Raw genomic sequence first — 20397 nt, 5'->3', positions numbered from 1 at the left:
AGGTTAGCGACAGGATGTTACGGGTTCATGTAGGCGCTCCGAAGGCTGCGATCGTTTTGCAGACTGCAAAGCCTCAAGATCAAAAGATCGCAGCCTGCGCAGCGCCTACATTATGATCAGGCTTTAATTTGTGACTGGATGCTTCCCATGACCGATCTGTCCGCGTTCCCGATCACCCAGAAATGGCCGGCGCAGTACCCTGACTGGATTCAGCTCTATTCCTTGCCGACGCCCAACGGCGTCAAAGTCTCGATCATGCTTGAGGAAATCGGCCTGCCGTACGAACCGCACAAGGTCGCTTTCGACAGCAATGATCAACTGTCCGCCGAGTTCCTGTCGCTGAATCCGAACAACAAGATTCCGGCGATCCTCGATCCGCACGGCCCTGATGATCAGCCGCTGCCGCTGTTCGAATCCGGTGCGATCCTGATTTATCTGGCCGACAAAAGCGGTCAGTTGCTGGCGCAGGAAGGCGCGCTGCGTTACGAGACCATCCAGTGGTTGATGTTCCAGATGGGTGGTATCGGTCCGATGTTCGGCCAGTTGGGTTTCTTCAACAAATTCGCCGGCAAGGATTACGAAGACAAGCGTCCGCGTGATCGTTATGTCGACGAAAGCAAACGCCTGCTCAAGGTGCTCGACGGCCGGCTCGAGGGCCGTGACTGGATCATGGGCGAGCGCTATACCATTGCCGATATCGCCACATTTCCGTGGGTGCGTAATTTGATCGGATTTTATGAGGCCGGTGATCTGGTTGGCATCAGCAATTTCCCGAATGTCACCCGTGTGCTTGAGCGTTTCCTCGCGCGTCCGGCAGTCATTCGCGGCCTGACCATTCCCTCGTAATTTTCGGACTACACACATAACCCTGTGGGAGCTGGCAAGCCAGCTCCCACAGGGAGTTACAGTGTTCTGAAAGATTGTTACACCCCCAGTAATGCACTCTTGATTGATCCAGGTTTGTACCCCAACCCCCGCAAGGCATAAGCTTCGCCCCCTACGACTTTCGTCTCATCTGCCGTTTTCAGGAAAGGCCCTCATGTCCAGTCAGTTCCCCGAAGCACGTCCCCGCCGTCTGCGCCGCAATGCGAGCCTGCGCAGCCTGTTCCAGGAAACCGAATTCAGCCTGAACGATCTGGTCCTGCCGATTTTCGTTGAAGAAGAAATCGACGACTTCGTGCCGATCAACAGCATGCCCGGGGTGATGCGCATTCCCGAGCGCAAACTGGCCAGCGAAATCGAGCGCTATGCCCGTGCCGGCGTCAAGTCGGTGATGACCTTCGGCGTGTCCCACCATCTGGACAGCAACGGCAGCGACACCTGGCGCGAAGACGGTCTGGTCTCGCGCATGTCGCGCATTGCCAAAGATGCCGTGCCGGAAATGATCGTGATGTCCGACACCTGCTTCTGCGAATACACCGATCACGGCCACTGCGGCGTGATGCACAACCATGAAGTCGACAACGACCAGACCCTGATCAACCTCGGCAAACAAGCCGTGGCGGCGGCCCGCGCCGGTGCGGACGTGATCGCGCCGTCGGCAGCGATGGATGGTCAGGTGCGGGCGATTCGCCAGGCCCTGGATGCGGCCGGATTTACTCAAATTCCGATCATGGCCTATTCGACCAAATTTGCCTCGGCGCTTTACGGTCCGTTCCGCGAGGCCGGCGGCAGTGCGCTGAAGGGCGACCGCAAAAGCTACCAGATGAACCCGATGAACCGCCGCGAAGCCCTGCGCGAATCGCTGCTCGACGAGCAGGAAGGCGCCGATGCGCTGATGGTCAAACCGGCCGGCGCTTACCTCGACATCATCCGCGACATTCGTGAGGCCTCGAACCTGCCGCTGGCGGCGTATCAGGTCAGTGGCGAATACGCGATGATCAAGTTCGGCGCGCAGGCCGGGGCGATCGATGAGGATCGTGTGGTGCGCGAAAGCCTGGGCGCGATCAAGCGTGCAGGCGCTGATTTGATCTTCACTTACTTTGCGATGGATCTGGCACTGGCCGGGATCTAAAGACCAACGCACAACCCTGTGGGAGCTGGCTTGCCAGCGATAGCGGCGCATCAGTCAACATTGATTTTGACTGTGCTGACGCCATCGCTGGCAAGCCAGCTCCCACAGGTTCTTGTGGTTTCCTTGGGTCAGAGGCAGGCAAAGAACGGCCGGATGCCGTGATCGCGGAAGTAGCGTTCAATCACCTTCGGATCCGCGCTGTTTTCGGCAATCGCCACATAGGTATCCGGGCGTAGCAGATAAAAACCGTTACGCCCCAACCCCGCCGTTTCAAACGCCGGGCGCCAGTCGAACACATGCAGCGGCAAATGATGTTCGTGGCACCAGGAGATCATTTCGTCGCTGGTGTCGCCGTACACATGCACCTGCCAGCACGGCTGTCTCAGCGGTTCGTAATTATCTCCCTCACCATCATGCGCCCACGGCAAGCGGTCGCCGCCGTGCACATGGCCGGCCGCGCCCTGACTCAGAGGCATGCCGCGATAGTTGAGGGTGACCTGCGAAACGGTGCGAAAAAGGAACTCGCGACTGGCCTCGAACGAGGCCATTTTCGGGATCAGAAACGGTGCCACACGCATGCGCAGCAGATCGGCCATGCGCCCCTCGGCGGTGACGAAACTGAAGACTTTGTCGGTGGTCGACACCAGTCGACGGGCGAAGGCCTTGCGTTCGGTTTCGTAGCTGTCGAGCAGGCTCGGTTCAGCGGCGCCGCTGAGCACTGCGGCAAGTTTCCACGCCAGATTGATCGCGTCGCCGATGCCGGTGTTCATGCCCTGACCGCCCGCCGGGCTGTGCACATGCGCGGCATCGCCGAGCAGAAACGCGCGGCCACTGCGAAAGTGCTCAGCCACGCGGTGATGCACGCGGTAGGTCGAGAACCAATGGACATCTTCGATATGCACTTTCAGGTGTTCGATGGCACGGCTGCTGACATCAGAAAATTCCAGGGTTTCGGCGCGATCCGCACGTTCGTCACGCACGGTGCCGATCAGCCTTGCGCGGCCTTCGCCGGCGAGAGGAAACACGGCGAGAAAGTCCGCTTCATCCAGATCCAGATGCAACTCGCCGTTCATCGCCGGGCCGCTGGCCTTGACATCTGCCACGTAGAAAATCTGCTGATAGGTGCCGCCGGGGAAACCAGTGTCGAGGGTTTTGCGCACGACTGAGCGGGCGCCGTCACAGCCGGCCAGATAACAGGCCTGGCAGATTTCCTGTTCGCCATCGGGCAGGCGCAGATGCGCGGTGAGGCCATCGCCGGTTTCCTCGAAACTGTCCAGCGTGGTGTTGCGTTCGACCGTGACGCCGTAGTCTTCGAGACGCTCGATCAGCAGCCGTTCATGTTCATCCTGCGGGAAGATTTCGACGAAGGCGTAGGGCGTCAGGCCTTCGCCGATACGGTTCAGCGGCAGTTGCGCGACCGGTTTGCCGTTGACCCAGAAATTCGCCGCCGCCACCCGATGGCCGTTGCGCACAATAGTGTCGGCGAGGTCCAGTTGCCGGTACAACTCAAGGGTGCGCGCCTGCACCGCCAACGCTCGCGAAGTGGTGCCGGGCGCGGAGGTTTTATCGATGATGCGCACGCGTACGCCGAGTTTGCTCAGCCACAGGGCCAGCACCAGCCCGGTCGGGCCGGCGCCGATGATCAGGACGTCGCTGCGGTTCATGGGCCTGTCCTCCGTTTGCTGTGCAGCAAGTATGGATCAGCAGGAGCGGGTGGCCAGTTGATCGGCCAGACGGAGAAAGGCCCCGCAGCGGTGGGGCTGTGGGGCCTTTTTTCGGGTGTTCGGCAGGAGATTTTGGTGACAGTGAAATTTACCCCCTCACCCCAGCCCTCTCCCCCAAAGGGGGCGAGGGGGAAAGGGAGCCGATTGGGGGCTTTTCAGAACCTGAGTTCGACTTGGTGGCACACGTCGGCGTAACTCGAAAGAACACCTCGGTCAGTCCCCTCTCCTCTAAAAGGCGAGGGGAAAGGGAGCCGATTTGGGTGCCTTTCAAAACCTGAGTTCGACTTGGTGGCACACGTCGGCGTAACTCGAAAGAACACCCCGGTCAGTCCCCTCTCCTCTAAAAGGCGAGGGGAAAGGGAGCCGATTTGGGTGCCTTTCAAAACCTGAGTTCGACTCGGTGGCACACGTCGGCGTAACTCGAAAGAACACCTCGGTCAGTCCCCTCTCCTCTAAAAGGCGAGGGGAAAGGGAGCCGATTTGGGTGCCTTTCAAAACCTGAGTTCGACTTGGTGGCACACGTCGGCGTAACTCGAAAGAACACCTCGGTCAGTCCCCTCTCCCTCCGGGAGAGGGCTAGGGTGAGGGGCTTTTCAAGCTTAGAAATCAATGGTGCCGGACAGCTTCGCCACCCGCGGCTCACCCTGAGTCAGATACCCACCCTGAGCCGATTCCCAGTACTTCTTGTTCGCCAGGTTCTCCACACCCAGACGCACGGTCACGTCTTTCTCCGACACCTTGAACGCATAACGCGCACCCGCATCGAAACGGTTCCAGGTCGGCAGGCTCAGATTGTTCGCCGCATCGGCGTACTGGCCGCCAGTACGCAGCATCCGCGCATTCAGCGCTACGCCCTGCAGACCGGGTACATCCCAGTCAGCGCCGGCGTTGAACTGGAAGGTCGGCACGCCGATCGCACGGTTGCCGTCGTTGGCACCGTTGAGGGTGTTCTTCAGCTCTGTGTCCATCAGGGTCAGGCCGCTGATCAGGCGCAGGCCCTGGATCGGCTCGCCGAACACGTTCATTTCCACACCTTTGTTGATCTGCTCGCCTTCACGCACGTAGGTGCAGGTAGTGGCGCTGTCGATTTCGCAGTAACCATCGCTCGGCTGTTCGATGCGATAAACACCCAGGCTGGCGCCGTAAGTGCCCATGTCGACTTTCACCCCGACTTCGGTCTGCTTGGAGCGTGCCGGTGCATAGACTTCGTTGCCGTTGGTCACACGGAATCCGCCAGAACTGGTCGGCGAGGTCGGGCCCTGGGCCAAGCCTTCGATGTGGTTGGCGTAGAACGACACGTGTTCCCACGGTTTGAACACCACGCCGTACACCGGCGTGGTGATCGATTCGTCGTAGCTCGACTTGCGATCGCCGCTGCCCCAACTGGCATAGTTGTAACCTTGCACCACCAGTTGTTGGCGACGCAGGCCGGCGGTGACCAGCAGGCGATCGTCGAAGAAACCGAGGGTGTCGGAAATCGCAATGCTGCGGTTGAAGGTCTTGCCGACGATGCCCGGATCATTCAAGTCGCCGCCGGCAAAATTGCCCACTGGCGACGGGGTTTGCACCGGGTGATAGATATTGTTGGCGTACTGGGTCAGGTCGAAGTCATAGGCGCTGCGCTGTTCGGCCCAGATGCCGGTCAGGCCGAAATTGAGTTTGTGGCTGACCGGGCCGGTGTTGAGTTTACCGTTGAGGCCAGCCATCACACTGGTGTTGTCTTCGTCATGGGGAATGAACGAGCCGGTGGTGAACGAAGCGCCGCTGTTGCCGACCAGCGTGGTCGAGTTGTAGCGCCCGACTTCGCGGGTGTGCTTGGCGCCGCCGGCCGCGTAGGCGGTCCAGTTGTCGTTCAGGTCGTACTCGGCGCGGAGCATGCCGAAGGTGTCTTCGATGTCGGTGTAGCCCCACTTCGGCGCATAGTTGGTATCGGCCGACGGCGCGTCCGGAATGTGTGTGGCGGTGCCGAGGTTGACCGAGTTGCGGCCACCGTTGACGCGTTCTTTCTGGTAGGCGAAGTCGCCGGAAATGCGCAGGGCATCGCCGCGATAGTCGAGGCCGATGGCGAACAGTTTCGAGCGCTGGTTCTCGTGATCGATACCGGTGTCGCCTTCGCGCTGGGACAGGTTGATCCGGGCGCCGAAGCGGTTGTCTTCACCGAAACGCTGGCCGATGTCGAAGTGATGACCGATACGGCCTTCGCTGTTGATGTCGGTGGTGTAGCGACGCAACGGCACGTCGCCGGCGCGCTTCGGTTGCAGGTTGACGCCACCGCCAATGCCGGAGCCGGTCGGGGTCACGCCGTTGATAAAGGCGTTCGGGCCTTTGAACACTTCCACGCGCTCAAGGGCGTCGGTGGAAATGATCTGCCGTGGCAACACGCCGTACAGGCCGTTATAGGAAATGTCGTCGCCGTTCAGCGGCAGGCCGCGAATCATGAAGACCTGCGCCTGGTTGGAGAAACCCGAGGCCTGACGTACCGACGAATCGTTGAGCAGCACGTCGGCGACGTTTTCGGCCTGCTGATCCTGAATCAATTGTTCGGTGTAGGACGCGGCGCTGAACGGCACGTCCATCATGTCCTGATTGCCCAGCACGCCGAGCTGCCCACCGCGGGCAACTTGTCCGCCGGAGTAGACCGGAGGCAGGGCACCGGGTGTCGGGGCCTGGGCATTGACGTTGACGTCGTCCAGCACCAGCGCTTTGGTATCGCCTTCGGCGGCGTAAGCGGTGACAGTCAGGGAGCACAGCAGGGCGAGAAGCGTCGGGCGAAACGGGACGGCGAGTCGAGCTGAAGCGGGCATGTAGATACCTGGAGGCGCACGGCCGGTGAGAAAAATAAGGGCGGCGCGGGAACTCCTTGCGCAAATGCGACTCCAGGTGCAAATGATAGATTTTCTCAGTAACGTTTTGCAATCAGTTTGTCATCAGCCGTTGGAAGCTCTATTTCGGGGCACTTGGCGGCGCAGGGAAATGAACATCAAGGGAACAGGGCCAGATCAGCGCAGTCCTAGCCTGCGCCAACCATTGAACGTATGGTGAACCCGGCACAACGGACTGGATGAAGTTACATGCACAACTTCCGATTACCGATCACGCTCGCCGCACTGCTGGTGCTCGCCGGTTGCGCGGGGCAGCGCAGCCAGGAGCCGGTGCCGCGTGCGCCTGCCGAAGTGAAGGCCGAGATTGTGCGGCTGATGCCGGCCAAGACGGCCGATCGGCAAGGCTGGGCCACCGATATCTACGCCGCATTTGCCGCGCAAAACATCAGCCCGACCACGCAGAATCTGTGTTCGGTACTGGCCGTCGCCGAGCAGGAATCCACCTTCCAGGCCGACCCTACTGTGCCGGGCCTGGGCAAAATCGCCCGCGACGAAATCGATCGCCGCGCCGCCAAAGTGCATATTCCCAGCCTGTTGGTCAGCGGCGCTCTGCAAGTGCGTTCAACCAACGGCAAGACCTACAGCGAACGCCTGAATGCGGCACGCAGTGAGAAAGAACTCAGTGGCATTTTCGACGACTTCATCGGTCGGGTGCCGATGGGCCGCACGCTGTTCGGCGGCTTCAACCCGGTGCACACCGGCGGGCCGATGCAGGTCAGCATCGAATTTGCCGAGCAACACGCCAAGGATTATCCGTACCCGGTGGACGGCACGATCCGCCGTGAAGTGTTCAGCCGCCGTGGTGGCATGTATTTCGGTATCGCGCATTTGCTCGGTTATCCGGTGAGTTATCGCGAGCCGCTGTATCGGTTTGCCGACTTCAACGCCGGTTGGTACGCCAGTCGCAATGCTGCGTTTCAGAATGCGGTCAGTCGCGCCTCGGGCATTCCACTGGCGCTGGATGGCGACCTGATCCGCTACGACTCGATCATGCCCGGCGGCACGGAACTGGCGGTACGCACTCTCGGCAAGTCGCTGGGCATGCGCAACCCGACCATTCGCGATCAACTGGAGAAGGGCAAAACCCTGGAATTCGAAGAGACCAAACTCTATCAGCGGGTGTTCGAACTGGCGGAGCAAGCGGAGGGGAAAAAGCTGCCGCGTGCGGTGTTACCGGGGATCGTGCTGCAGAGTCCGAAGATCACCCGCAAGCTCACGACGGCCTGGTTCGCCAAACGCGTGGATGAGCGCTACAAGCGCTGCATGGCCAAGGCCGGCTAAAACACACAGACATAAAAAACCCGGCCAAGGGAGCCGGGTTTCTCTGGGTTGTTGCGTTTGCAGCCATGCATTCAGGCAACGCGGCGTTCGAGCAGACGATCCGAACCACCTTCGGCGACGCGGCGTTCGAGCAGACGATCCGAGCCACCTTCGGCGACGCGGCGTTCCAGCAGACGATCCGAACCACCTTCGGCGACGCGGCGTTCCAGCAGACGATCAGCGCCACCTTCGGCAACGCGACGTTCCAGCAGACGATCCGAGCCACCTTCAGCAACGCGGCGTTCCAGCAGACGATCCGAACCACCTTCAGCAACGCGGCGTTCGAGCAGACGATCAGAACCACCTTCAGCAACGCGACGTTCAATCAGACGATCCGAACCACCTTCAGCCAAACGGCTTTCGATCAGTTTGTCCGAGCCGCCTTCGGCGATCATGGTGTGGGCCGGGGTGGCGGCGAAAGCGTTGATAGCGAAGATCGAGAAAGCGATGCCGAGAAGGGTTTGGCGTTTCATGATGGTGTGCTCCGGGGTGTTGTTGGTTGGTATGGAGCCGATGTTACGCCGGAGATTTTTTATGAGAACTTCATTGCCGTGATGGTGAACATCGATGTCGATGATGGTCGCCAGAAGCCGCAGATCAGAGCCTTACAGCACCTTCACCGCACGCCCGATCGCCTGAATCGGCCCGGTCGGTTTGCCGATCGGCGAGCCATTGGCACCCTCAAGTGTCAGCTCGAACAACTGATTGGGTTGCAGCGGCGGCAACTTGTCCAGCGGCACCGACAAGGCCTGCCCGGGTTTGACCAGTCCCAGCGAAACCGGCCCTTGCCAGCCGTCAGCCTTGGTCCAGAATTCCAGGGCCTTGTCCGCCGGCACCTCAACCACGCCGAGCGGAATCAGCTGAATCTCATGCGAATTGCTCGCCTGGATCACCCAGCCCGGGGCCTTGTCCTGCGGCGCGACCAGCACCACCAGAAAGCTTGGTTTCGGCGTGGTCTGGGTCAACAGGATCGAACCCAAAATCAACGTGGCGGCCAATCCGATAGCACTCAACCCGCGCCAGAGTGGCAGCAGGTTCCACCATGAAGTCGACGGCGCTTTTGCCGTGAGTCGGTCGAGGCTGCGTTCGATGCGCGGCCACAACAACGCAGACGGTTGCTGCGAGGGGGCAAGATCAGTCAACTCCAGCAGGCGCCGCTCCCAGGCATCCACCGCTGCACGCAATTCGGGTTCGTTGGGCAAGCGTCGTTGCACCTCGATCCGCTGTTCAAAAGAAAGCGTGCCGAGCACATATTCGCCGGCCAGTTCATCGCGGTCTTGCGCTGATTCGCTGGTCATCCCATGCACTCCCGCAAGGCGTTGAGGCTGCGTTTGATCCACGCTTTGACCGTGCCCAGCGGCGTGTCGAGGCGCGCGGCAATTTGCGCGTGGCTGTAGCCGTCGACATAGGCATGCAGGATGCAGTGGCGGCGTTGCGGCTCCAGTTGCTCAAGGCAACGGTGGATACGCGCCGAATGAACTTGGGCGTCGAAGCCGTCATCGTCTGCAGCCACTTCGTGGGCTTCGTCGAATGGTGTTTCCCGGCCCTGATCGCGTAGCAGATTCAGCGCCAGATGCCGCGTCACCGTGAACATCCAGCCCCGCGCCGAACCGCGTGCCGGGTCAAACCCCGCCGCGCCGTTCCAGATCTTGATGAACGCCTCATGAACGATGTCCTCCGCCAGCGCCGTATCGCGCACCAGACGCTTGGCCACACCGAGCAGACGCGGGCCTTCCTGCACATACAAATCGCGCAGGGCCGCACGCTCGCCACGGGCACAGGCAGCGAGGCGGGCTTCGTAATCGAACGCGGATTCGGCTAAAGGCATGTCGTGCAATCTAGCTCACATTCCGCAAACATCCAGAACACATGATTCCCCTTGTAGGCCTTCGCCTGCTCGCGATAGCGGTGTGTCAGTGATGCAAATGTTGGCTGACACTCCGCTATCGCGAGCAGGCCCACTCCTACAGGGGGGGCGGTAAATCCGGGAATCAGTTCGCCGCCCAGAAAATGTAATCGGCCTGATACTTCACCACTTCCTGCTTGCCCTTGTTCGCCGCCGTGCATTCACTGCCCGGCGCTACGCCGCCCTTGAGTGCGACGCGCTGGATGTAACTCACGCCGCTCATCGCGCCTTTGCCTTCGGCCGGATTGGCCTTGACCAGTTGATAGGGCAGGTTGCCCGGGCTGGACGGCGCCACGGCCAATTGCGTGCCGGTGACTTTCGAACCGTCCTTGGCCTGCCAGGTAGCCGGCGGGCCAAAGTAGGTGCCGACCTGCTTGCCGCTGCGATCATTGAGCACCGCTTTCGGGCCGACGAAGGTCCACTCGGTCTGCCCGGGCGCATTGGCTTTGTCCCGGCATTCGTAGGTGATCTCACCGACGCCGGTGGTTTCCATCGCGATCTTGTGGCCGTCCGGGACTTTGATCGCGTCGGGATAGCTGCTTTGGGCGAAGGTCGTCGAGGACAGGGCGAGCAAACCGGTGAGGCCAATCAGCTGGGTGATGTTCATCAGTGTTATCTCCGAAAAGGGTAAACCGCTGACAGCCGAAGAGGGCTGTTACAAGGACTACCCGTGGCGGAGGTGTTTGGATGCAGTGCCTGAAAAATATTTTTTGGACCACTTCTATACCTGTGGGAGCTGGCTTGCCAGCGATAGCGGTGGGTCAGCGAAGGGGATGTCGACTGACCCGGCGCCATCGCTGGCAAGCCAGCTCCCACAGGGTTTTGTGTCGGGCTTCAGGCCGGAGGCGTTCAAGAGCTCTTGGGTGTAGGGGTGTTTGGGCGCGGCGAAAATCTCGCGCGACGAACCCTGCTCAACCACCTTGCCATCCTTGATCACCATCAAGTCATGCGCCAACGCATGCACCACCGCCAGGTCATGGCTGATAAACAAATAGGTCAGCCCATGCCTGATCTGCAATTGCCGCAACAACTCCACCACCTGTTTCTGCACCGTACGATCCAGCGCCGATGTCGGCTCATCGAGCAGAATCAGCGCCGGTTCCAGCACCAGCGCCCGGGCGATGGAGATTCGCTGGCGCTGGCCGCCGGAAAACTCGTGGGGATAACGATGGCGGCTCTGCGGGTCGAGGCCGACTTCCTCCAGCACCCGAATCACCGCCGCCTCACGCTCGGCCTCGGTGCCGATGCCGTGAGTCAGCAAGCCTTCGGCAATAATCTGCTGCACTGACATCCGTGGGCTGAGGCTGCCGAACGGGTCCTGGAACACCACTTGAATCTGCCGCCGCAACGGCCGCATCAAACGTTGATTGAGCAAGCTCAGTTGCTTGTTACCAAAACGGATATTGCCCTCGGACTCGACCAACCGCAGGATCGCCTGACCCAGCGTCGATTTACCCGAACCTGACTCACCGACAATCCCCAAAGTCTTGCCCCGTTGCAGGGTGAAACTCACGCCGTCCACCGCTTTGATGTAATCCTGCTGGCGGCTGAACAACGCCTTGGGCAACGGAAACCACACCTTCAAATCATCAACTTCGAGCAGGTTGTGATCATACTCACTCGGCACCGGCCCACCGCTCGGCTCAGCCTCGATCAACAAGCGGCTGTAAGGATGCTGCGGCGCGCGAAACAACGCTTCGCAATCCGCCTGCTCGACGATTTCACCATGGCGCATCACGCACACCCGTTGCGCGATGCGCCGCACTAGATTGAGGTCATGGCTGATCAGCAACAGCGACATGCCGAGGCGTTGCTGCAACTCGATCAACAACTCAAGAATCTTCTGCTGTACCGTCACGTCGAGCGCCGTGGTCGGCTCATCGGCGATCAACAGCTCCGGCTCATTGGCCAGCGCCATGGCGATCATCACCCGTTGCCGCTGACCACCGGAGAGTTGATGTGGATAGGCTTTCAAGCGCTGCAACGGCTGGCGAATGCCGACCAGTTCCAGCAGCTCCAGAGTCCGTTCGCGGGCAGCGCGGCCCTTGAGGCCTTTGTGAATCTCCAGTACTTCGCTGACTTGCTTTTCCACCGTGTGCAACGGGTTCAGCGAGGTCATCGGCTCCTGAAAAATCATCGCAATGCGGTTGCCGCGCAAACCGCGCATCTGCTGCTCGCTGGCGTGCAGTAAATCCACGCCGTTGTAGCGGATCGCGCCGCTGCTGCTGACGTTCTTGGCCGGCAATAAACGCAGAATCGAATGCGCCGTCACCGACTTGCCCGAGCCGGATTCACCGACCAGTGCCAGACATTCGCCACGGCGAATATCCAGGTTCAAACCGTGCACCACTTCTTGCCCGGCGAAGGCCACGCGCAGATCGCGGATCTCGATCAAATTGTCGTTCATCTCAGCTCCGGGGATCGAATGCATCACGGCAAGCCTCACCAATAAAAACCAACAAGGACAGAATCAGTGCCAAGGCAAAAAACGCCGTCAGCCCTAGCCACGGCGCTTGCAGGTTGCGCTTGGCCTGACCGATCAATTCGCCCAGCGACGCGGTGCCAGCCGGCATGCCGAAGCCAAGAAAATCCAGCGCAGTCAGCGTTGCAATCGCACCAGTCAGAATGAATGGCAGATAGGTGAGGGTGGAGGTCATCGCGTTGGGCAGAATATGCCGGCACATCAGTTCGTTGTCGGTCAGACCCAGCGCTCGCGCGGCTTTGACGTATTCCAGATTGCGCCCACGGAGGAACTCGGCGCGCACCACATCGACCAGCGCCAGCCAGGAAAACAGCGCCATGATCCCCAGCAACCACCAGAAACTCGGCGAGACAAACCCGGACAAAATAATCAGCAGGTACAGCACCGGCAGCCCCGACCAGATCTCCAGCACCCGTTGCCCGAGCAAGTCGACCCAGCCGCCGTAATAACCCTGCAATGCCCCGGCAACGATGCCGATAAACGCACTGATGCCGGTAAGGATCAGCGCAAACAGAATCGAAATCCGCGTGCCGAAAATCACCCGCGCCAATACATCGCGCGCCTGATCATCGGTGCCCAGCCAATTGCTTGCTGACGGTGGACTCGGCGCTGGTTCGCTGAGATCGTAATTGACCGTGTCGTAACTGAACGGGATCGGCGGAAACAACATCCAGCCGCCCTGATCCTCGATCAGTTTGTGTACGTAACTGCTGGCGTAGTCCGGTTGAAACGGCAACTCGCCGCCGAAATCGGTTTCCAGATAATCGCTGAGGATCGGAAAGTAGAAAGCGTCGTGATAACGAATCACCAGCGGCTTGTCGTTGGCGATCAACTCGCCGCCCAGGCAGATCAGGCACAGTCCGATAAACAGCCACAGCGACCAGCGTCCGCGCCGGTTGGCCTTGAACTGCGCAACACGACGCTGGCCGAGAGGAGAAAGTGTGAACATCAGGCAGTCCTCGCCGAGAAGTCGATGCGCGGGTCGAGCAGGGTGTAGCAGAGATCGCCGATCAGCTTGATCAACAGGCCGAACAGGGTGAACAGGAACAGCGCACCGAACACCACCGGGTAATCCCGCGACACCGCCGCCTCATAGCTCATGCGCCCGAGGCCATCGAGGTTGAAGATGGTTTCGATCAGCAGGGAGCCGGCGAAAAACACCTCGATCAGTGCTGACGGCACACCGGCCACCACCAACAGCATGGCGTTGCGAAACACATGGCCGTAGAGCACGCGCCTCTCGGTCAAACCCTTGGCCCGCGCGGTGATCACGTACTGGCGGCTGATCTCGTTGAGGAAGCTGTTTTTGGTCAGGATCGTCAATGTCGCAAAGCCGCCGATCACCAACGCCGTCACCGGCAGCACCAAGTGCCAGAGGTAGTCGCCGACCTTGCCCAACGTGCTGAGGCTGTCGAAGTTATCCGAGACCAGCCCCTGCACCGGAAACCAGTTGACGTAGCTGCCGCCGGCGAACACCACGATCAACAGAATCGCAAAGAGGAACGCCGGCATCGCATAGCCGATGATGATCGCCGTGCTGCTCCAGACATCGAAGGCGCTGCCGTTCCTGATCGCTTTTCGAATGCCCAGCGGGATCGAAATCAGGTAAGTGATCAACGTCGCCCACAAGCCCAGCGACAGCGATACCGGCAACTTCTGCACGATCAGATCGGTGACCTTGGCGCCGCGAAAGAAACTGCTGCCCAGATCCAGCTGCGCGTAGTTTTTCAGCATCAGCCACAGGCGTTCGTGCATGGGTTTGTCGAAGCCGTAATGGTGTTTGATTTCTTCGATCAGCGCCGGGTCGAGGCCACGGCTGCTGCGGCCTGCACCGCCAACCGCCGCAACCTCGCCACCACCGCCCATGCTGTGCCCGCCGAAGCCCTGCAAGCGGGCGATGGCTTGCTCCACCGGCCCACCTGGCGCGGCCTGCACAATCAGAAAATTCACCACCAGAATGCACAGCAATGTGGGGATGATCAGCAGCAAACGTCGACTCAGATAACGCAGCATGTCACTGGCCCCCCGCAAGCTGAGTGTGCATCTGTTGCGTGGTCAGCGCCTTGGCCGACACCTCCCACCAGGTGTTGAGGCCTTCGTCGTACGCCGGTTGCACGGGCGGCATGCCGAAGCGGTTCTGATACACCGTCGGCGTGCCTTTGGAGTAGTAGTTGGGAATCATGTAGTAACCCCATTGCAGCACCCGGTCGAGGGCGCGGGCGTAATGCACCATGGCTTCGCGGGTGTTGGCCTGGACCAGCCCGTCGATCAGTTGATCGACCGCCGGATTGGCCAGCACCATCGAGTTGGAACTGCCAACTTGCGTGGCGCTTTGCGAGGCGTACAGGCTATAAAGCTCACGGCCGGGAGAGACGATCGGATCGCCGCTGCGCGGGAAAGCGACGACGATCATGTCGTAGTCGCGGGCGTTGAGGCGGTTGACGTATTGCGCCGAATCGATCCGCCGCAGATTGAGGGTGATGCCGATCTGCGCGAGGGTGCGTTTGAACGGCAAGAGCATGCGATCGAAGCCGCCCTGACCGTCGAGGAAAGTGAACTCCAGCGGCTCACCCGCAGCGTTGACCAGGCGATTGTGTTGCGGCGTCCAGCCAGCCTCGGCGAGCAGCTTCAGCGCCTGCAGTTGTTTGTCGCGGATGTAGCCGCTGCCATCGGTTTTCGGTGCCTCATACACGGTCGTGAAAACTTCGTCGGGAATCTGTCCGCGCAGTGGTTCGAGGATCTTCAGTTCCTCGGCATCAGGTAGCGCGGTGGCGGCCATTTCACTCTTCGGCCAGAAGCTGTTCTGGCGCACGTAGAAGCCGCGCATCATCTGCTTGTTGGTCCACTCGAAATCCCACAGCAGGCTGATCGCCTGACGCACGCGGCGATCCTTGAAGAATGGGTTCTGCAGGTTGAACACGAAGCCCTGAGCGGCGGTGGGTTTCTCGGGGGCGAGAATCGACTGTTGCAAGCGACCGTCACGCAGTGCCGGGCTGTCGTAGCCGACCACGTAACCGGACGAGGAGAACTCGCGGTTGTAGTCGAACGCGCCGGCCTGCAACAGTTGCCGGGCGACGTCGGTGTCGCCGTAGAAATTCACCGTGAGCGTGTCGAAGTTGTACATGCCGCGACTGACCGGCAAGTCCTTGCCCCACCAGTCCGGATCGCGTTGGAAGCTGATGCTGCGCCCGGCGTCGACCTTGCTGACCCGGTACGGGCCGCTGCCCAGCGGTGGCTCGAAGCCGCCGCCATTGGCGAAGTCGCGGGTTTTCCACCAGTGCTCGGGGACCACGCGCATCGTCGCCAAGTCCAGTGCGAGGGTGCGGTTGAGATTGTTCTTGAAGGTGAAGCGCACCTGCCGTGGGCCTTCGATCAGCACGTCCTGCACGTCGGCGTATTGCTGCCGATAACTCAGACTGCCCTTGGTCATCAGCAGGTTGAAGGTGTAGCGCACGTCTTCGGCAGTGATCGGCGTACCGTCGGCGAAACGTGCTTTTGGATTGAGGGTGAAACGCACCCACAAACCTTCGGGATCGCGCTCGATCTGCTGCGCGACCAATGCGTAAACGGTGTAGGGCTCGTCTAGCGAGCGAAACGTCAATGGCGAGTACACCCAGTCGTTGACCTGCACCACGGAAATGCCCTGATCGGCATACGGGCTGATGTAGTTGTACTGGCCGATCTCCATCGACGCGCGACTGAGCGAACCGCCCTTGGGCGCGTTGGGATCGACGAAATCAAAGTGCTGGAAGTTCGCCGGATACTTCGGCGCCTCGCCGTACACCGTCAGCGCATAACTGCCAGCGGCCAGCGCCGAGGTGCCGGTGCACAGCAGCGCACTGCCCAAAAGCAGGCCCGCCATGTTGCGCAAAAAACTCATGCAATCACTCCTGAAAATCCCTGAAGAAACCCGGTCCCCATGTGGGAGTTGGCTTGCCAGCGATAGCGATAGTCAGTGAAGTAAATGTCGACTGATACGACGCCATCGCTGGCAAGCCAGCTCCCACAGGGTTTTGCGGTGCTCGTTCTTTAGAAGTGGTACGTCATGCGCGCAAACAAGGTGCGGCCCAGCGGATCGGTGTAGCGCGGGTCATAGCCGCTCTGGAAGTTGTAAGCCTGGTTGGAGAACGGCGGGTTGCGGTCGAACACGTTCTTCATTCCGGCATCGACATCCAGCACCTTGTTGAAGGTGTAGCCGGCCGACAGGTCCCACACCGAATACGACGCCACGCGCGCGTGGGTGTCGCGGTCGTAGTCGTTGTAACCCGTGGTGAAGCGGTTGGTCAGTGCTGCGCGCGCCGCGCCGAAGGTCCAGCTACCGGTGAGGTTGTGTTTCCAGCGCGCGATCACGCCGTCACCCTGGAAGTCGCCGACCTTGTCGGTGAACGGGCCTTTGATGGTGCTCTGGAAGTCGTACTCGTCTACGTAAGTGCCTTGCAGGCCCAGACCGAACTGACCGTATGGCGTGTTCGGGAAGCGGTAGTCCAGCGAGACGTCGACACCGTTGGTTTCGACGATGCCGAGGTTGGCGTTGCCGGTAACGATGTAATTGAGCGTGCCGTCGGCGTTGCGCACGAAGCGATCCGGGTAGGAACCGGCCTGATCAAACACGGTGGATTCCGGGAACGGCTGGATCTGGTTGGAAATGTGAATCCACCAGAAATCCAGACCTACCGAGAGGTTGTTGATCGGCTGATAGACGAAGCCGAGGGTCACGTTACGTGCCTTCTCCGGGGCCAGATCTTCGTTGCCGCCAATCTGGTTGAGGAACTGCTGACCGCAATCGCGGCCGCCGTTGCCGCCCGGTTGCACCACGCCGCCGGTACACAGCACCGGGTCGTTGTAGTAGCCCTGGGTGAAGGTGATGCTGCGCGGCGAATACAGCTCGTACAGCGACGGCGCACGGAAACCTTCGCTATAGGCGCCACGCACCACCAGCTCTTTCAACGGCTGATAACGGAACGAGTATTTCGGGTTGGTGGTGCTGCCGAAGTCGCTGTATTTGTCGTGACGCACGGCGGCGGACAGTTCGAGGCTGTCGAGCACCGGCACGTTGATTTCCGCGTAGGCGGCTTTGACGCTGCGGTCGCCTTCGACGCTGCCGGCCGGGTCGATACCGAGGCTCTGAATGTCGCCGGCGAACGACTCGAAGTCCTGATGGAATTTCTCCTTGCGGTACTCGCCGCCCAGCGCCAGACCGGACGGGCCGGCGCCGAACCAGTCGCCGATTTCACGACTGATACGACCATCGAAACCGGCTACACGGCCCACAGCAGTGGAATAGGCGCCGTGGTACGCCGCATCGTCGATGTACTGCTGACCGGCAGCGGATTGCGGGCCGAACGGGTTGAGCAGACCGCTGGCCAGACCATTGATCATCGCCTGATCGCTGACAAAACCGCTGGTGACGCTGGAGACGATTTTGTTCTGGTTGTACGAGGCGCCGACGTTGTAATCCCAGCCGGCGACCAGACCATCGAAACTGAGCAGGAAGCGCTGGCTGGTGTTCTGGTCTTTCGATTCCCGCGGGCCGGCAGCGGTTTCACGCCAGTTGACGTCCACCGGTTGGGTCGGGTCGAGGGCGAAATCGGTTGGCGCCGGGGTGATGCCGTTGCCTGGATAGTAGGGCGACGAAGAATCGAGGCTCAGGCCGGTCAGTGGCGCAGGGCCGATCGCCGTGGCGTTGTTGTTGCGCGACCAGAAGTATTCGAGATTGACGTTGTGATCGTCGCCGAGCTTGCCGGTGGTCTTGCCGAAGAACGAGGTTTTTTCGGTCTGCGGCACCAGATCGATGTATTCGCGGGTGCTGAAGCGGCACAAGCCGTCGCGGGCGATCAGGTTGGGGCCGTTGCAATTGCTGTTGGCCAACGGGTTGGTGGCGTTGCCGTTCTGGCTGTAGTTACCGGGAAATGCGGTGCCGGAAGTCTGATCGAGACCGCGACCGGGGGCATAGTCAGTGGCAAAAGAGCGATCGTTGGCGTCGAGGTTCTGCTGCTTGTTGTAGTTGAACACGCCGAGGACGTTGAAGCGGTCCTCTTCCAGGTCGCCGTAGCCCCAACTGGCGCTCATGTCTTTGGTTTGGCCGCCGCCGCTGTGGGTCGGGGTTTCGCCGCCGAGGGTCAACTGGCCGTCGGTCAGGGATTTCTTGGTGATGAAGTTGATCACACCGCCGATGGCGTCAGTGCCGTACAGCGCCGACGCGCCGTCACGCAACACTTCCACGCGTTCGATGGCGGCAAACGGGATCATGTTCAGATCCACCGCGCCGCCGGCCGAGTTGGTTCCCGACAAGGCGTTGTTGGCCAAGCGTCGACCGTTGAGCAGCACCAGCGTCTTGTTCGCGCCGATGCCGCGCATGTCGGCGAACGAGGCGCCGCCAGTGGCTGCGCCGACTGAGCCTGCGCTGTTGTTGATCGACTGGCTGCCGGTGATGCGCTGCACCAGTTCGGCGGTGGTGGTCACGCCCTGTTTGCGCAGTTCATCGGCCTTGAGAATGGTGATCGGCACCGCCGTTTCCGCATCGACCCGGCGAATCGCCGAGCCCGTCACTTCGACCCGTTGCAGTTGCGTGGTCGGCGCAACCACCGCCGCAGCTGCCGGGACGGCAGCGTTGTCGTCCTCGGCCGCTTGCACAGTCCCAGCGCCCATCCCCATGGCCACCAGATACAACGGAACAAAACGGTGGCGAGAAATCGTTGCCACCAAGGGTTTGAGCGTGAAGCGTGGAGTGTTCATCAGCATGGTTATTTCCGACTTTTTAGACGTTATCGAATTGGCCTTGTGAGCCCCTCATTGCTCCGCTATCGGTGATACCGCGTGCGGAAAACCACTTTCTTCAAGCAAGCCGATCCCCTCCGAAGACGCGTGGCGTTTTTCGGTCGGCTGATTGCGACAGGATTCAGCGGGCGGTGGCGGGCGCGTCTCTCAAGACCCGGCCGCCACCGCACTCAGTGGGTGGTCATCACCGAAATCTTGGTGATGCCCGAACGTTCGATCGACGCCATGGCTTTGGCGACCTGGCCGTAATTGACGGCGGAATCGGCCTGCAACTGCACGCGTACTTCGGCGTCCTTGGCCTTGACCTCCTTGAGGCTGGCTTCCAGCGATTCCGGGGCCAACTCGGTTTTCGCCAGATAGAACTTGCCGTCCTGATCGACGCTGACCACCACCGGGTCTTTCTTTTCGGCGGGGGCGACGGCGTCGGTTTTCGGCAGATTCACTTTGATCGCGTTGGTCATCAGCGGCGCGGTGACGATGAACACCACCAGCAGCACCAGCATCACGTCGACCAACGGCGTGACGTTCATTTCGCTGAGTACTTCATCGCTGTCTTGAGTGGAGAACGACATCAGCTGGCCTCCCGCACGGCGGCTGTGGTTTTACTGGCGATGGCCTGACGGCTGATGGAAAACGCACTGCGCGAGGCGAGGGCGTCGAAGTCGTGGGCGAAGTCATCCATGTCTGCCGAAGCCAGTTTCAAGCGGCGCAGGAAGAAGTTGTAAATCAGCACCGCCGGCACCGCGACGGCGATACCCACGCCGGTGGCGATCAGCGCGTGACCGATCGGCCCAGCCACCGCTTCAAGGCTGGCCGAGCCGGTTTCGCCGATACTTTTCAGCGCTTCCATGATTCCCCACACGGTGCCGAACAGGCCAATGAACGGCGCGGTGCTGCCGATACTGGCGAGGATCGCCTGGCCGTTTTCCAGCGAGCGGCGTTCCTTCTGGATCTGCTGGCGCAGGTTGCGTTCCAGGCGATCCGAGCGGTTGATGGTGTGTGCCAGTTGTTGCGTGGTGCGCGGCGAGTCTTCCACCAGCAGCGCTTCGAAACCGCTGCTGGCAATGCGCGCCAGCGAGCCCGGATACTGGCTGGCGTGTTCGGCGGCAGTGAGCAGATCCGGCGCGCCCCAGAAGGCTTTGGTGAACTGTTTGTTCTGCGCTTTCTGCCGCAGGTACTGCGCCGACTTGACCAGCAGGATCGCCCAGCTGACCACGGAAAACAGCACCAGACCCCAGAGCACGCCGGGGACAATCATCGAAGACAAATCGTTCATGGTGATACCTCGCTTG

Annotated in this window: 16 protein-coding genes; 3 read left to right on the top strand and 13 right to left on the bottom strand. The window is 60.7% G+C overall.

The genetic code is table 11. From position 1 onward, the window contains the following. The first annotated feature begins 147 nt into the window (after positions 1–147). Both AC3IUF_RS19780 and hemB read left to right on the top strand, forming a co-directional pair. Complete coding sequence (locus AC3IUF_RS19780; protein ID WP_095114269.1) at positions 148–846, top strand: glutathione binding-like protein; 699 nt, start codon at positions 148–150, stop codon at positions 844–846. 193 nt (positions 847–1039) lie between these two features. Then, entirely contained in the window at positions 1040–2014 is a 975-nt protein-coding gene (hemB, locus tag AC3IUF_RS19775) for a porphobilinogen synthase (protein WP_077573606.1), read from the top strand. Between the two features lie 128 nt (positions 2015–2142). On the opposite strand, the gene AC3IUF_RS19770 is transcribed toward hemB, so the two are convergent. After that, positions 2143–3678, bottom strand: a complete 1536-nt coding sequence (locus AC3IUF_RS19770) for an FAD-dependent oxidoreductase (protein ID WP_489279064.1) — start codon at positions 3676–3678, stop codon at positions 2143–2145. A gap of 659 nt (positions 3679–4337) precedes the next feature. Beyond that, positions 4338–6542 carry a TonB-dependent receptor gene (locus tag AC3IUF_RS19765; RefSeq protein WP_489279063.1) on the bottom strand — a complete coding sequence of 735 codons (2205 nt, stop codon included), beginning with the start codon at positions 6540–6542 and terminating at the stop codon, positions 4338–4340. A gap of 267 nt (positions 6543–6809) precedes the next feature. Here AC3IUF_RS19765 and AC3IUF_RS19760 point away from each other — a divergent pair, with 267 nt between their 5' ends. Next, positions 6810–7901, top strand: coding sequence for a DUF1615 domain-containing protein (locus tag AC3IUF_RS19760; RefSeq protein ID WP_489279061.1), 1092 nt, complete (start codon positions 6810–6812; stop codon positions 7899–7901). 71 nt (positions 7902–7972) lie between these two features. On the opposite strand, the gene AC3IUF_RS19755 is transcribed toward AC3IUF_RS19760, so the two are convergent. The 11 genes from AC3IUF_RS19755 to AC3IUF_RS19705 all read right to left on the bottom strand — a co-directional run bounded on the left by AC3IUF_RS19755 (position 7973) and on the right by AC3IUF_RS19705 (position 20363). After that, positions 7973–8413, bottom strand: coding sequence for a phage infection protein (locus AC3IUF_RS19755; RefSeq protein WP_489279060.1), 441 nt, complete (start codon positions 8411–8413; stop codon positions 7973–7975). 132 nt (positions 8414–8545) lie between these two features. Then, entirely contained in the window at positions 8546–9238 is a 693-nt protein-coding gene (locus AC3IUF_RS19750) for an anti-sigma factor (RefSeq protein WP_489279058.1), read from the bottom strand. Continuing rightward, positions 9235–9768: a sigma-70 family RNA polymerase sigma factor gene (locus AC3IUF_RS19745; protein WP_007918254.1), complete on the bottom strand. Its 534-nt coding sequence runs from the start codon at positions 9766–9768 to the stop codon at positions 9235–9237. The genes AC3IUF_RS19750 and AC3IUF_RS19745 overlap by 4 nt, the downstream gene beginning before the upstream one ends. 163 nt (positions 9769–9931) lie before the next feature. Further along, positions 9932–10453 carry a DUF3455 domain-containing protein gene (locus AC3IUF_RS19740; RefSeq protein ID WP_007918256.1) on the bottom strand — a complete coding sequence of 174 codons (522 nt, stop codon included), beginning with the start codon at positions 10451–10453 and terminating at the stop codon, positions 9932–9934. A 114-nt stretch (positions 10454–10567) separates the two neighbouring features. Continuing rightward, positions 10568–12253 (bottom strand): ABC transporter ATP-binding protein, encoded by a 1686-nt coding sequence (locus AC3IUF_RS19735; protein WP_489279055.1) that lies wholly within the window; start codon positions 12251–12253, stop codon positions 10568–10570. Between the two features lies 1 nt (position 12254). Further along, on the bottom strand, positions 12255–13277 hold the full coding sequence (locus tag AC3IUF_RS19730) for an ABC transporter permease (protein WP_095114278.1): 1023 nt from the start codon (positions 13275–13277) through the stop codon (positions 12255–12257). Continuing rightward, entirely contained in the window at positions 13277–14341 is a 1065-nt protein-coding gene (locus AC3IUF_RS19725) for a microcin C ABC transporter permease YejB (protein ID WP_127929047.1), read from the bottom strand. Before AC3IUF_RS19725 ends, AC3IUF_RS19730 begins: the two co-directional genes overlap by 1 nt. Position 14342: 1 nt before the next feature. After that, complete coding sequence (locus tag AC3IUF_RS19720; RefSeq protein WP_489279053.1) at positions 14343–16208, bottom strand: extracellular solute-binding protein; 1866 nt, start codon at positions 16206–16208, stop codon at positions 14343–14345. Positions 16209–16357: 149 nt separating this feature from the next. Continuing rightward, positions 16358–19069 (bottom strand): TonB-dependent receptor, encoded by a 2712-nt coding sequence (locus AC3IUF_RS19715; RefSeq protein WP_007918271.1) that lies wholly within the window; start codon positions 19067–19069, stop codon positions 16358–16360. Between the two features lie 206 nt (positions 19070–19275). After that, on the bottom strand, positions 19276–19677 hold the full coding sequence (locus AC3IUF_RS19710; protein WP_007918272.1) for an ExbD/TolR family protein: 402 nt from the start codon (positions 19675–19677) through the stop codon (positions 19276–19278). Beyond that, positions 19677–20363, bottom strand: a complete 687-nt coding sequence (locus AC3IUF_RS19705; protein WP_371857975.1) for a MotA/TolQ/ExbB proton channel family protein — start codon at positions 20361–20363, stop codon at positions 19677–19679. The genes AC3IUF_RS19710 and AC3IUF_RS19705 overlap by 1 nt, the downstream gene beginning before the upstream one ends. Between the last annotated feature and the right edge of the window lie 34 nt (positions 20364–20397).

The organism is Pseudomonas sp. KH_040 (assembly GCF_057839305.1).
The sequence above is the reverse complement of the archived record's forward strand: the minus strand, read 5'-3'. Positions and strand labels throughout refer to the sequence as shown.